General features: G+C 68.4%; 12 protein-coding genes. 8 read left to right on the top strand and 4 right to left on the bottom strand.

The features are described 5' to 3' along the window. On the top strand, positions 1-795 hold the full coding sequence (locus G4D77_RS12205; RefSeq protein WP_154835767.1) for an enoyl-CoA hydratase: 795 nt from the start codon (positions 1-3) through the stop codon (positions 793-795). Further along, positions 789-1,289: a thioesterase family protein gene (locus tag G4D77_RS12200; protein WP_016446425.1), complete on the top strand. Its 501-nt coding sequence runs from the start codon at positions 789-791 to the stop codon at positions 1,287-1,289. The genes G4D77_RS12205 and G4D77_RS12200 overlap by 7 nt, the downstream gene beginning before the upstream one ends. A 41-nt stretch (positions 1,290-1,330) precedes the next feature. Here G4D77_RS12200 and G4D77_RS12195 read toward each other — a convergent pair whose 3' ends face one another. Continuing rightward, the gene (locus G4D77_RS12195; RefSeq protein ID WP_061287123.1) at positions 1,331-2,710 is read right to left on the bottom strand and encodes an MATE family efflux transporter; all 1,380 of its coding nucleotides are present in this window, start codon (positions 2,708-2,710) and stop codon (positions 1,331-1,333) included. Further along, entirely contained in the window at positions 2,707-3,174 is a 468-nt protein-coding gene (locus tag G4D77_RS12190) for a MarR family winged helix-turn-helix transcriptional regulator (protein WP_013804191.1), read from the bottom strand. Before G4D77_RS12190 ends, G4D77_RS12195 begins: the two co-directional genes overlap by 4 nt. Positions 3,175-3,392: 218 nt before the next feature. Here G4D77_RS12190 and G4D77_RS12185 point away from each other — a divergent pair, with 218 nt between their 5' ends. After that, entirely contained in the window at positions 3,393-4,058 is a 666-nt protein-coding gene (locus G4D77_RS12185; protein WP_016446423.1) for a bactofilin family protein, read from the top strand. A gap of 71 nt (positions 4,059-4,129) precedes the next feature. On the opposite strand, the gene G4D77_RS12180 is transcribed toward G4D77_RS12185, so the two are convergent. Next, positions 4,130-4,606, bottom strand: a complete 477-nt coding sequence (locus G4D77_RS12180) for an acyl-CoA thioesterase (RefSeq protein WP_012203278.1) — start codon at positions 4,604-4,606, stop codon at positions 4,130-4,132. A 41-nt stretch (positions 4,607-4,647) separates the two neighbouring features. Here G4D77_RS12180 and G4D77_RS12175 point away from each other — a divergent pair, with 41 nt between their 5' ends. Further along, entirely contained in the window at positions 4,648-6,474 is a 1,827-nt protein-coding gene (locus G4D77_RS12175) for an ABCB family ABC transporter ATP-binding protein/permease (RefSeq protein ID WP_154835765.1), read from the top strand. Between the two features lie 44 nt (positions 6,475-6,518). Here the strand turns inward: G4D77_RS12175 and G4D77_RS12170 are convergent, their stop codons facing one another. Then, a complete protein-coding gene (locus G4D77_RS12170; RefSeq protein WP_126311349.1) occupies positions 6,519-8,411 on the bottom strand; it encodes a S9 family peptidase in 1,893 nt (630 codons plus the stop codon). Positions 8,412-8,641: 230 nt separating this feature from the next. Here G4D77_RS12170 and G4D77_RS12165 point away from each other — a divergent pair, with 230 nt between their 5' ends. The 4 genes from G4D77_RS12165 to G4D77_RS12150 all read left to right on the top strand — a co-directional run bounded on the left by G4D77_RS12165 (position 8,642) and on the right by G4D77_RS12150 (position 12,795). Continuing rightward, complete coding sequence (locus tag G4D77_RS12165) at positions 8,642-9,400, top strand: GntR family transcriptional regulator (protein WP_154835763.1); 759 nt, start codon at positions 8,642-8,644, stop codon at positions 9,398-9,400. A 126-nt stretch (positions 9,401-9,526) separates the two neighbouring features. Beyond that, entirely contained in the window at positions 9,527-10,618 is a 1,092-nt protein-coding gene (locus G4D77_RS12160; protein WP_047472851.1) for a Rieske 2Fe-2S domain-containing protein, read from the top strand. Between the two features lie 96 nt (positions 10,619-10,714). After that, on the top strand, positions 10,715-11,188 hold the full coding sequence (locus G4D77_RS12155; protein WP_016446419.1) for a MarR family winged helix-turn-helix transcriptional regulator: 474 nt from the start codon (positions 10,715-10,717) through the stop codon (positions 11,186-11,188). 254 nt (positions 11,189-11,442) lie between these two features. After that, positions 11,443-12,795 carry an MFS transporter gene (locus G4D77_RS12150; RefSeq protein ID WP_154835761.1) on the top strand — a complete coding sequence of 451 codons (1,353 nt, stop codon included), beginning with the start codon at positions 11,443-11,445 and terminating at the stop codon, positions 12,793-12,795. Positions 12,796-12,810 lie beyond the last annotated feature (15 nt).

The raw sequence follows: 12,810 nt of genomic DNA, 5'->3' as shown, positions 1-12,810 counted from the left end.
ATGAGCGAAACCACCCAGGACATCCTCGTGCACACCGAAGCCGGTGTCTGCACCATCACCTTCAACCGCGCAGACAAGAAGAACTCCATCACCGAGGCCATGTACGCCAGCATGGCCGATGCGCTGGCCCAGGCCGGCGAAGACGCCGCCGTGCGCTGCGTGGTCTTCCAGGGCGACATGGCCATCTTCAGCGCGGGCAACGACATTGCCGACTTCCTCAAGCAGTCGGCCGGCGGCGCCGCCAGGCCGGAGGGCGAGCAGCGCCCCGTCTGGCGCTTCCTGCATTACATTGCCGCCTTTCCCAAGCCCGTGATCGCCGCCGTCTGCGGCCCGGCCGTAGGCATCGGCACGACCTTGCTGCTGCACTGCGACCTGGTCTATGCGGGCGACAACGCGGCTTTCTCGCTGCCCTTCGTGAACCTGGGCCTGTGCCCCGAAGCGGCCTCCAGCCTGCTGCTGCCCCAGATGCTCGGCTACCACCGCGCGGCCGAGGCCCTGCTGCTGGGCGAGCCCTTCCTGGCCGAAGCCGCCCTGGAAGTGGGCCTGGTCAACCGCGTCGTGCCGCCCAGCGAATGCAATGCGCTGGCCCAGGCCCAGGCCAGGAAGCTGGCGGCCAAGCCGCTGTCGGCCCTGATCGAGACCAAGCGCCTCATGAAGGCCGGCCAGTCCGGCCTGGTGCGCGAGCGCATGGCCGAGGAGGGAACGAGCTTCGGCAAGCTGATGGGCGGGCCTGCTGCCAAGGAGGCGTTCACCGCGTTCATGGAGAAGCGCAAGCCGGACTTCAGCCAGTGCTGAAATCCACGAAGGCCTCCGGGGCCTCCGAGGCGCCCGTGCAGTTCGAGCCCGAGTTCATCGCCGGGCTGCGCGAGGTGTTCGAGCGCCAGATCGCCTTCAACCAGGTGCTGGGGCTGCGCATCACCGAAGTGCTGCCCGAGCGGGTTGAAGGCCGCATCACCATGCGGCCCGAGCTCATAGGCCACGCGGCCTACCAGCGCATCCACGGCGGCGTGATCAGCGCCGGCCTGGACTCCATGGGGGGCCTGGCCGTCATGGCGGCCATCGGCGCCAAGCACATGGACGACGCACCGCTGCAGCGCCTGCACCGCTTCTCGCGCCTGGGCACCATCGACCTGCGCGTGGACTACCTGCGCCCCGGCATCGGCAGCGAATTCATCCTGCGCGCCGAGGTGCTGCGGCTGGGCTCGCGCGTGGCCAACACGCGCATGGAATTCCTGGGGGCCGATGGCAGCTTGCTGTCCACGGGGACGGCGGCGTACATCGTTTCTTGAAGCATGGCCCGCTGACTGCGGGCCTTCTTTTTTGCGTGTCTTCACCCCCAGCGCGCGCGCCACACGGCCCAGGCCGTGCCTGCGCCATAGGCGGCCATGGCCACGGCCACGAGGATGAACAGCGACTGGGCGCTGCCCAGGCCGCTGGACATGAGCCAGCCGCCGCCCACCACCACGATCAGCAGGCGCACCGTGCCGGCCAGCACGGGAGCCCAGACGCGGCCTGCGCCCAGGGAGGCGAAGTACAGCACCAGTCCCAGGCCGAACAGCCCGAAGGCCGGGCCCACGGTGCGCAGGTAGAGGTCGGCATAGGCGCGCACGGCCGGGTCGCCGGTGAAGATGCCTGACCACAGCTGCGGCCAGACCATGACCACCAGGCCCAGCACGCCCAGCAGGGCGGCGGCCATGGCGCCGCCCGACCAGGCCACGCGGCGCGCGCGGGCCACCTGGCCGGCGCCCATGGCCATGCCCACCATGGGCACGGCGGCCATGCCCACGCCGAAGGCCATGGGGATCAGCAGGAACTCCAGCCGCTGGCCAATGCCGTAGCCGGCCAGTGCCAGCGGGCCCAGGCGGGCGACCATGCCTGTCAGCAGCAGCGCGGCCAGCGCCGTTTGCACGGGGGACAGGCAGGCCAGGGCCCCCACGCGCAGGATGTCGCGGAACATGGGCCAGGCCAGGCGGGGCCTGCGCCAGTCCAGTTGCAGGCGCTGCTGGCCCCATTGCAGATAGGCCAGGAAGACTGCGACGGCCAGTGCCATGGCCACGATGTTGCCCACGGCCACGCCCGGCATGCCCCAGCGCGGCATGGGTCCCAGGCCCAGCCCCAGCGTGCCGCCGACAGCGATCTGCACCAGCGAGGCCGCAAAGATCACGGCCGACGGCATGCGCATATTGCCCGTGCCCCGCACCACCGATGCCAGCGTATTGCACAGCCACACCAGGATGGCGCCGCTGAACAGCACGGCGCCAAAGCCTGTGGCCGCTGCCAGCACCTCGCCGCGCCCGCCCAGCCAGCTGTAGAAGGTGGCGCCGCAGAGCACGAAGATGAGCGAGTACAGCAGGCCTGCGATGGTGCCGATGACGATGGAGTGCAGGGCCAGTGCCGAGGCACGCGCGCCGTCGCCCGCGCCCAGCGCGCGGCTGATGGCCGAGGACACGCCGCTGCCCATGGCACCGTTGCTCATCATCTGCGTGAGCATGGCCAGCGGAAACACCAGGGCCATGGCCGCCAGCGATACGGTTCCCAGCTGCCCCACGTAGTAGGTCTCGGCCACGGCGACCAGCACCGACATGCTCAGCGCCACCATGTTGGGCACGGCCAGGCGCATCAGGGTGGAGGCGATGGGGCCACTGACCAACGGATGCGCGGACCCGCTGGCCGCAGCGCCAGGGGCTGCGGAGGACAGGGCGGCGCTCATTCCGCGCTCTCCTGCGTGGCGGTTTCCAGCACGGGCAGCATGCCCAGCACCAGGCTTTCCAGCGCGCCGATCTGCTCGCTGCCGCACAGCTCGCGCACGCGCTGCTGGGCCTGGCGCCACAGGGCGGCAGCCTCGCGGATGCGGGCGCGGCCTTCGGGCGTGACCACCACGCAGCGGCTGCGCGCATCCGCGCCAGGAACCAGGTCGATGAAGCCGGCCTGCTGCAGCGTACGCAGGTTGCGCGTCATCGTCGTGCGGTCGGTGTGCAACTGCTCGGCCAGGGCCGAGACGGTGGGCGGGCCGTCGGGCGCATTGCGCGCCTGCACCAGCAGGCTGAACTGCGTGCCGCGCAGGCCGCTGGGCGCGAGCGTGTCGTCATAGAGCTGGGAGATCTTGCGCGACAGGCTGCGCACCATGAAGCAGGTGCAGACCGGACTGGCGGCGCTTGAGGTGGAGGAGGTCATGGGGCGTGGGGCAGGTGGCCTGGAATGGAAATAAGTGTAGATGCACCTATTGATTTGCGCATGTCCGCTGCGCGACCTGCACATGCGCGGTGTGTGATCGAGAAAGGCTTGCAAGCACATGAAACGGGAGAACCATCTGGTTACTTTTCTTGCGAGATGCCGGCATTTGTTGCCAGTTCGTGTGCGTAGCATCGGATTTTTCCGAAGGAGACCCACCCATGGCTGTTCAGAACCCGTTCTTTGGCAAGCGCGACAACGATGCTTTCACCTCCCGCAACACCCTGGGCAGCGGCATAGGCGCCACCGGTACGGGCGGCAGCCCCTCCGGTGCCGTCACGCCCAGCTCCAGCGTGACAAGTCCGTCGACCGCCCAGCGCCAGGCATCGGCCGTGGCGCAGGACTCCCAGGGCAGCAAGCTCACCGTAGGCCCCAATATCAAGCTCAAGGGCGTGGAGATCACCGACTGCGACACGCTGGTCGTCGAAGGCACGGTGGAAGCCACCATGGACTCGCGCGTGATCCAGATCGCCGAGCAGGGTGCCTTCCACGGCACGGCCGAAATCGACATCGCCGAGATCCATGGCGTGTTCGACGGCACGCTGACCGTGCGCGAGAAGCTGGTCATCTACGGCACGGGCAAGGTCAGCGGCAAGATCCGCTACGGCAAGGTGGTGATCGAAGAGGGCGGCGAGCTCACGGGCCAGATCGAGGCCGGCTCCTCGCCGCGCTCGTCCTCGTCGGGTTCGGCTGTGGCATCCAGCGCCTCCAGCCTGTCTTCCTCGTCGGCCGCCTCCAGCGACAGCGCCGCCAGCAGCTCCGCTGCGCTGGCCGCGGCCAGCGCGGCCGCCTCGCTGCAGCCGCGCGTCACGCCCTCGCTGGCCTGAGCCACCCCTGCGCCGGAAATGAAAAAGCGACCTGCAAAGGTCGCTTTTTTCATGGCTGCAGATGGGCGGGTTCAGCCGGCCTGCTGCTGCTTGCGTTCTGCATTGCGCTCGGCCGCTGCGCGCCAGGAACGCACCTGGTCGTTGTCCGGCAGCGATTGGGGCTTGCCCTGGCCGTCGATGGCCACGTAGGTCAGCAGGGCCTCGGTCACCTTGACGAAGCGGCCCTGGTCGGCAAAGCGCTCGGCATAGACCTCGACATCGACCGTGACCGAGGTGCGGCCCACGCGCTGCACGCTGGAGTAGAACGACAGGATGTCGCCCACGCGCACGGGCTGCTTGAAGATGAACTCGTTCACGGCCACGGTGACCATGCGGCTCTGGCCCAGGCGCGAGGGCAGCACCGAACCTGCCAGGTCGACCTGCGCCATCACCCAGCCGCCGAAGATGTCGCCATTGGCGTTGACATCGGCAGGCATGGGAATGACCTTGAGAACCAGCTCCTTGTCTGCGGGCAAGGGATGGGGCGGGAGGTCTGGGCGGGGTGGCATGGGCACAATCGGGTCAATATAACAACCGAGAATTGTCTTTCATGCGACGCGAGAGCGCTTCCCCTACGGATTTACCCTTAGTCCCAACCCCGGCACCGTCGCGGGACTGGAACGCGCTGCGGCGCCTGCTGCCCTACCTGTGGCAATACAAGTGGCGCGTGCTGGCGGCGCTGGGCTTCATGATCGGGGCCAAGCTCGCCAACGTGGGCGTGCCGGTGCTGCTCAAGCACCTGGTCGATGCGCTGGATCTGAAGGCCGGCGATGCCCGCGCGGTGCTCGTCGTGCCCGTGGCCCTGCTGCTGGCCTACGGGCTGCTGCGCTTTTCCAGCTCGCTGTTCACCGAGCTGCGCGACCTGGTCTTTGCCAAGGCCACGCAGGGCGCCTCGCGGGCGATTGCGCTGTCCACCTTCGAGCACCTGCATGCGCTGAGCCTGCGCTTTCACCTGGAGCGCCAGACCGGCGGCATGACGCGCGACATCGAGCGCGGCGTGCGCAGCACCGAGTCGCTGATCTCGTATTCGCTCTACAGCATCCTGCCCACCTTCATCGAGATGGCGCTGGTGCTGGGCATCCTGGCGCTGCGCTTCGACATCTGGTTCGCGGCCATCACGCTGGCGGCGCTGGTGTTCTACATCACGTTCACGGTCACGGTGACCGAGTGGCGCACGCGCTTTCGGCGCGAGGCCAATGCCCAGGAGTCGGCGGCCCACACCAAGGCCATCGACTCGCTGCTGAACTACGAGACCGTCAAGTACTTCGGCAACGAGGGCTTCGAGGCGCGGCGCTACGACGAGAACCTGGAGGCGCTGCGCCGCGTTCGCCTCAAGAGCCAGAGCACGCTGAGCCTGCTCAACTGCGGGCAGCAGCTGATCATCGCCACGGCCCTGGTCGCCATCCTCTGGCGGGCCACGCAGGGCGTGGTGGATGGCCGCCTGTCGCTGGGCGACCTGGTCATGGTCAACGCCTTCATGATCCAGCTCTACATCCCGCTGGGCTTTCTGGGCGTGATCTACCGCGAGATCAAGCAGAGCCTGACCGACCTGGAGCGCATGTTCACCCTCATGGACAAGGAACGCGAGGTGGCCGACGCGCCCGGCGCCCAGCCGCTGCAGACCCATGGCGCACCGCCCGAGCTGCGCTTCGAGCATGTGGACTTTGCCTATGACCCCGAGCGGCCCATCCTCAAGGACGTGAGCTTCACCATTCCCGCCGGCAAGACCGTGGCCGTGGTCGGCCCTTCGGGCTCGGGCAAGAGCACGCTGGCGCGGCTGATCTTCCGCTTCTACGACGTGCAGTCCGGCCATGTGCGCATCGCCGGGCACGACCTGCGCGAGCTGACCCAGGACAGCGTGCGCGGCGCCGTGGGCATCGTGCCGCAGGACACGGTGCTGTTCAACGACACGGTGGAATACAACATCGCCTACGGCCGCCCTGGCGCCAGCCGCGAGCAGGTGGTGGCGGCCGCGCGCGCCGCGCGCATCCACGACTTCATCGAGGCCACGCCCCAGGGCTATGCCACGCGCGTGGGCGAGCGCGGCCTGAAGCTGTCGGGCGGCGAAAAGCAGCGGGTGGCGATTGCGCGCACCCTGCTCAAGGACCCGCCCATCCTGATCTTCGACGAGGCGACGTCGGCGCTGGACTCGGCCAATGAACGCGCCATCCAGGCCGAGCTGCAAAGCGCCGCGCGCAACAAGACGGCGCTGGTGATTGCCCACCGCCTGTCCACCGTGGTCGATGCGCACGAGATCCTGGTCATGGACGCGGGCCGCATCGTCGAGCGCGGCACCCACGGCCAGCTGGTCGCGGCGGGCGGGCGCTATGCGGACATGTGGGCGCTGCAGCAAAGCGGGGAGCCCGCCGTGCTGTAGCGCGGGGCGGCCGAGGGACCGGGAGGCCGGGTGCCTGGACGGCTTCAGGGCTTGAGGTGCGTGACCAGGAACTGCTCCATGGCCTCGTAGAACTCGAACTTGTTCTCGTCGTTGTGAAAGCCGTGGCCCTCGTTGTCCTTGACCATGTACTGCACCTCGACGCCGCGCTCGCGCAGCGCCTTCACCACCTGGTCGCTCTCGTCCTTGTTCACGCGCGGATCGCGCGCGCCCTGGGCGATGAACAGCGGCGCCTTGATGCGGTCCACATGCAGGGCCGGCGAGGTGGCGGCCAGGCGCTCCCTGTCGCGCTCGGGATCACCCACCATGGCGTGCATCTGGTCCAGCAGCGGCTTCCAGTAGGGCGGAATGGTCTTCATGAAGGTGAACAGGTTGGACACGCCCACATAGTCCACGGCCGCCGCATACAGGTCGGGCGTGAAGGCCACGCCGGCCAGCGTGGCATAGCCGCCATAGCTGCCGCCGTAGATGCCGATGCGCGCAGGGTCGGCAATGCCCTGGTCGATCAGCCAGTGCACGCCGTCGGTGATGTCGTCCTGCATCTTCAGGCCCCACTGGCCGAATCCCGCTTCCCAGAACGCGCGGCCATAGCCCGTGGAGCCGCGGAAATTCACCTGCAGCACGCAAAAGCCCCGGTTGGCCAGGAACTGCACCTCGGGGTTGTAGCCCCAGCCGTCGCGAGCCCAGGGGCCGCCGTGCGGGTTGATGATGCAGGCCAGGTTCCTGGGCTCGCGGCCGGCCGGCAGGGTCAGGTAGCCGTGGATGGTCAGGCCGTCGCGGCTGGTGTAGCTGACGGGCTGCACGCGCGACATGGCGGACTCGGGGATGGCCGGGTTGATGTCGGCCAGCTTGGTCAGCGCGTCGGCGGCCGCGTCGTAGATGTAGCGCGCGCCCGGCGTGCGGTCGTTGAAGGCGGCGACGATGAACTTGTCCTCGGCGCGGTTGGCGCCCTGGATGGCGAAGTCGTAGCCCGGCAACTGCGCAGCCAGCCGGCCGTAGAGGGCTTCGGTCTCGGCATCGAAGAAGCGGTACTGCGGCTTGTCGGTCTGGTAGGCGGCCAGGGTGAGCACGCGGCGCTTGCGCGAATAGGCCGCCGCGCCCAGATCGACTTCTTCGGGCACGAAGATTTCTTCTTCCTCGTCGGGCCGGGCCGGGTCGATGACCACCAGGGCCAGCTTGTCGCGGCCCCGGTTGGACAGGGCGTAGAGCTTTTGGTCGTCGAAGGTGAAGAAGGCCGGGCTGACGCTGGTGCGGTAGTCGGTGGTGATCAGGGGCTGGAACTCGCCGGCCTCGTCGTCGCGGTAGAGCAGGGCGCTGTTCAGGCCGTCGCTGGCCACGGCGGCCCGCACGCGGCCTGCGTGGTCGGTCTGCCAGCCGACGATGTTGCCGGGGTTCTGCGCCACCAGTTGCGCCGCGCCCGTATGCACGTTCACGCGGTATACGTCGAAGACCTCGGCATCGCGCCGGTTGTGGCTGATCAGCACATGGTCGGGGTCGTCTTCCAGGTCGTCCTCGATGCTGGCGCGCACGCCTTCCCAGGGCGTCAGGTCGGTGGCTTCGCCGCTGCGCGCGTTGACCGCCAGCACGTGGAAGTTCTCGTCGCCGCCGAAGTCCTTCTGGTAGAGCACTACATCCGGGCCCTTCCAGAAGAAGTTGCTGATGTCGCGCTCGGTCTCGGCCGTGATGCGGCGCGGCTCGCCCACAGGGGTGCTGCCCTCCAGCGCCTGCACATGGATATTCATGCGCGCCGGATGGCCGTCCACGCTGACGGGCTGCATGAAGCCCAGCATGCTTCCGTCATCGGCCAGGCGGAAGAAGCCGCGTTCCGGATTGCGGAAGAAGTCCTTGATCGGATAGGCCTGCGGAGCCTGCGCATCGGCGCTGGCATCCCGTGCCAGGTTGAGGATGTGGGCGGCCATGGCGGGGTGTCGGGAAAACGTCGGCAAGGGTGACCTCCTGGGTTGCAGCGGCAGGGGAAAAAGGGAGCCGGCCATGATGCCATGGTGCTGTATACAAACAGGCGGGCCACTGTCTTTGCTGGGATTGGTTGTATACATTTGATTGGTGTTTTCCCGTGTTTTTGCGGAAAAGTGCACCATGGATCGCCTTGGATGTATACATTCACGCCATTCCATCCAGACAAAGCCCCATGAGCCCCCAGCTTGCCCCCGCCGCCTCCGAAGCGGAAAGCCATTCCCAGGTCATCAAGGCCCAGCTGCAACTGCGCGAGATGATTCTTGCGGGCGAGTTGCCCGCAGGCGAGCGCATCGCCGAGCTCACCGTGGTGCAGCGCCTGGGCATCTCGCGCACGCCGGTGCGCGCCGCGCTGATGCGGCTGGAGCAGGAAGGCCTGCTCGAAGCCATGGCCGGCGGGCGCGGCTACCGCGTGCGGCTGTTCTCCGAGGCCGATGTGGCCGATGCCATCGAACTGCGCGGCACGCTGGAAGGCCTGGCCGCGCGCTGGGCGGCCGAGCGCGGCGTGGCCGAGCCGCTGCTGGCGCAGGCCGGCCGCTGCCTGGATGCCATCGACCGCGTGCTGGAGACGCCCGACTGGGGCGATGAGGCCTTCTCGCGCTATGTGGCGCTGAACTCCGAATTCCACGACCTGCTGCGTTCCATGGCCGGCAGCAGCGTCATGCAGCGCGAGCTGGAGCGCGTGGTGCGCATGCCCTTCGCCTCGCCCTCGGGCTTTGTGCTGGCGCGGGCCGAATCCCCGCGTGCGCGCCACAGCCTGATGGTGGCCCAGGACCAGCACCGCCAGGTGCTGGACGCCATTGCCGCGCGCGAGGGCGCCCGGGCCGAGGCGCTGATGAAAGAGCACTCGCGCATTGCGCGCCGCAACCTGCGCGAAGCCGTGAGCGAGCCCGGCAGCCATGCGGTTCCTGGCGTGCAGTTGATCCGAGCCTGACCCGCGCTTGATCTGCGCTTGATCTGCGCTTGATCTGCCCTTGATGTGCGCCGGCGGCCTCGGCCGCCTGCGCCCCAGCCACCGCAGCGCCAAGGACTGCGGACCCCACCCATAAAGGAGACCCCCATGAGCACATTCCCCAAGAACACCTGGTACGTGGCCGCCACGTCCGATGAGATCCAGGACAAGCCGCTGGGCCGTCGCATCTGCGGCGAGCGCATCGCCTTCTACCGCGCGCAGCACGGCGTTGCCGCCGTGGAGGATTTCTGCCCGCACCGCGGCGCGCCCCTGTCGCTGGGCTTTGTCTGCGAAGGCAAGCTGGTCTGCGGCTACCACGGGCTGGAGATGGGCTGCGACGGCAAGACCATTGCCATGCCGGGCCAGCGCGTGCGCGGCTTCCCCGAGATCCGCAGCTATCCCGTCGAGGAGCGCCATGGCTTCATCTGGGTCTGGCCCGGCGACAAGGCGCTGGCCGATGCCGCGCTCATCCCGAAGCTGCCCTGGCACGACAACCCCGAATGGGCCTATGGCGGCGGCATGTTCCACATCCAGGCCGACTACCGGCTGATGATCGACAACCTCATGGACCTGACGCACGAGACCTATGTGCACGCCAGCTCCATCGGCCAGGCCGAGATCGACGAGACGCCCTGCAAGACCGAGACGCGCGGCGAGGGCGCCGATGTCGAGGTGGTCACCAGCCGCTTCATGAACGACATTCCCGCGCCCCCGTTCTGGAAGATGGCGCTGCGCAGCAACGGCCTGGCCGACGATGTGCCCGTGGACCGCTGGCAGGTCTGCCGCTTCACCCCGCCCAGCCATGTGCTGATCGAGGTCGGCGTGGCCCACGCAGGCCACGGCGGCTACGACGCGCCCGACGAGCACAAGGTCTACAGCATGGTGGTGGACTTCATCACGCCGGAGACCGAGGAATCCATGTGGTACTTCTGGGGAATGGCGCGCCGCTTCAATCCGGGCGATGCCGAAGTCACCGACCGCATACGCGAGGGCCAGCACAAGATCTTCAGCGAAGACCTGCAGATGCTGGAGCTGCAGCAGCGCAACCTCAGTGCCCACCCCGACCGCAAGCTGCTCAAGCTCAACATCGATGCGGGCGGCGTGCAGTCGCGCAAGGTCATCGACAAATGGATTGCGCAGGAACAGCAGGCGGCGGCGGTGGCCGCAGCAGCGGCCCAGCCTGCCGCCGCGGTGGCCTGAGGCCGGCCATGGCCCGGCGCGCATCCAGGATCGGCGCCGGGGATGGGGTAATCTCGGCGGGCTTCAACCCCAGGGCCGCAAGGCCTGCCGCCACCGATGGTCCACTCCGCCTCCGATCCGCTTTCCATCGACCTCTACGACCAGCCGGGCCACCTGATCCGGCGCGCGCAGCAGATCGCGGCGCAGCTGTTCCGCGACGTGCTGGGGCCGGACGTGACGCCCGTGCAGTACGCCATCCTGCGCATGCTGCAGGAAAAACCGGGCATCGACCAGGTAACGCTGGCGCGGCTGGTGGCGCTGGACAACTCCACCACGGCCGACATCGCGGCGCGACTGGAGGCCAAGGGCTGGGTGCTGCGCGAGATCCTGCCCCGGCGCCAGCGGCGCCTGACGCTCACGGCCGAGGGCGAGGCCATGCTGGGCGGCTTCGTGCCGAATGTGCACGAACTGCACAACCGCATGCTGGCCGCGCTGGAGCCCGAGGAGCAGGCCGAGTTCAAGCGCCTGCTGCGCAAGTTCGTGCAGTTGCACGACGCACGCGACGCCCTCGACGCTTCCTCATCCGACTGACAGCGGCCCGGCCGCCTCCGCGTCCGAGACTGCGCGGCCCCGCCTGATCGGGGAAATCCCGGTATCTGGCGCCGATTTTCATTCAGTAAACTGAATCACATTCAGCATACGTAATGATGTGTTGAGAACACAAGAAAGCTCCCACAGAGCTTCAACCCAAGGAGACCCACGATGACTGCCTCTACCCCTGTTCCATGGCTGCAGCGGCCTTGCGCCGCCGCATCGTCCAACTGCCCGTTGCGGGAGCTGCGGCCATGAGCGCCGACCTGCGTGCAAGCGTCGACCAGCGGCCCATGACGCGCTTCCAGTGGTCGGTCATAGCCCTGTGCATGGTGCTCAACATGATCGACGGCTTCGACGTCCTGGTCATGGCGTTCACGGCCTCTGCCGTGTCGGCGCACTGGCAGCTCAGCGGCGCCCAGCTGGGCTTTCTGCTCAGTGCAGGCCTGTTCGGCATGGCGGGCGGATCGCTGTTGATCGCGCCCTGGGCCGACCGGCTGGGCCGCCGGCCGCTGATCCTGGCCTGCCTGGCCCTCTCGGGCGTGGGCATGCTGGGCTCGGCCTTCAGCCAGAGCGCCACGCAGCTGGCGGCGCTGCGCGTGCTCACGGGCCTGGGCGTGGGCGGCATCCTGGCCTGCAGCAACGTGATCGCCAGCGAATACGCCTCGCAGCGCTGGCGCAGCCTGGCCGTCACCCTGCAGTCCACGGGCTACGCGCTGGGCGCCAGCATTGGCGGCTCCATCGCGGTGTGGCTGCTGGGGCGCCATGACTGGCGCGCGGTCTTCCTGTTCGGCGGCTGCGTGACGCTGGGCGTGCTGGTCCTGGCCTGGTGGCGACTGCCGGAATCCATGGACTTCCTGCTGGCGCGGCGCCCGGCCGGCGCGCTGCAGCGGCTCAATGCCCTGGTCGGGCGGCTGGGCCTGCCCGCATTGGCTGCGCTGCCGCCTGCCGCGCCATCGGCGGCGGAGCGCTCAAGGCGGGGCCCGCTGCAGCTGTTCGCGCCGGGCCTGCGCCGGCCCACGCTGCTGGTCTGGCTGTCGTTCTTCGCGGTGATGTTCGGCTTTTACTTCGTCATGAGCTGGACGCCCAAGCTGCTGGCCGCCTCGGGCCTCACGCCCGAGCAGGGCGTGACCGGCGGTGTGCTGCTGAGCCTGGGCGGCATCCTGGGCGCCACCTTGCTGGGCCTGCTGGCGGCGCGCTATCCCGTGCACCGCGCGCTGGCCGGCTTCATGCTGGCCACGGCCGTGCTGCTGTGCTTCATCGTGAGCAATCCGGGCTCGCTGCTGCTGTCGTATGCGCTGGCTTTTCTGATCGGCGTCTTCGTCAACGGCTGCGTGGCCGGGCTCTATGCCATCGCGCCCATGGTCTATGGCGGCGAGGTGCGCGTGACCGGCGTGGGCTGGGGCATAGGCATAGGGCGCATCGGCGCCATCGTCTCGCCCATGGTCGCGGGCTCGCTGCTGGACGCCGCGTGGTCGCCCAGCCAGCTCTATGTGGGCTATGGCCTGGCCTTCGTGTTCGCGGCCTGCATCGTGTCGCTGCACCGGCTGCAGGGGCCCGAAGCCGGCAGGCCCGCAGCCACGGGCCGCACGCTGTCGGCGCATTGAGCGCGACTTGCCGAC

This window comes from Delftia sp. WY8 (assembly GCF_018437695.1).
GTDB lineage: Bacteria > Pseudomonadota > Gammaproteobacteria > Burkholderiales > Burkholderiaceae_C > Comamonas > Comamonas tsuruhatensis.
Note: the sequence above shows the minus strand (reverse complement) of the source record. Positions and strands in the feature narration are given on the sequence as shown.

Excerpts from the sequence above, each read along its gene's own strand:
- G4D77_RS12190 (WP_013804191.1), bottom strand. The coding sequence starts at position 3,174 with ATGACCTCCTCCACCTCAAGCGCCGCCAGTCCGGTCTGCACCTGCTTC.
- G4D77_RS12150 (WP_154835761.1), top strand. The coding sequence starts at position 11,443 with ATGAGCGCCGACCTGCGTGCAAGCGTCGACCAGCGGCCCATGACGCGC.
- G4D77_RS12170 (WP_126311349.1), bottom strand. The coding sequence starts at position 8,411 with ATGGCCGCCCACATCCTCAACCTGGCACGGGATGCCAGCGCCGATGCG.
- G4D77_RS12205 (WP_154835767.1), top strand. The coding sequence starts at position 1 with ATGAGCGAAACCACCCAGGACATCCTCGTGCACACCGAAGCCGGTGTC.
- G4D77_RS12185 (WP_016446423.1), top strand. The coding sequence starts at position 3,393 with ATGGCTGTTCAGAACCCGTTCTTTGGCAAGCGCGACAACGATGCTTTC.
- G4D77_RS12165 (WP_154835763.1), top strand. The coding sequence starts at position 8,642 with ATGAGCCCCCAGCTTGCCCCCGCCGCCTCCGAAGCGGAAAGCCATTCC.
- G4D77_RS12175 (WP_154835765.1), top strand. The coding sequence starts at position 4,648 with ATGCGACGCGAGAGCGCTTCCCCTACGGATTTACCCTTAGTCCCAACC.
- G4D77_RS12195 (WP_061287123.1), bottom strand. The coding sequence starts at position 2,710 with ATGAGCGCCGCCCTGTCCTCCGCAGCCCCTGGCGCTGCGGCCAGCGGG.
- G4D77_RS12155 (WP_016446419.1), top strand. The coding sequence starts at position 10,715 with ATGGTCCACTCCGCCTCCGATCCGCTTTCCATCGACCTCTACGACCAG.
- G4D77_RS12160 (WP_047472851.1), top strand. The coding sequence starts at position 9,527 with ATGAGCACATTCCCCAAGAACACCTGGTACGTGGCCGCCACGTCCGAT.
- G4D77_RS12180 (WP_012203278.1), bottom strand. The coding sequence starts at position 4,606 with ATGCCACCCCGCCCAGACCTCCCGCCCCATCCCTTGCCCGCAGACAAG.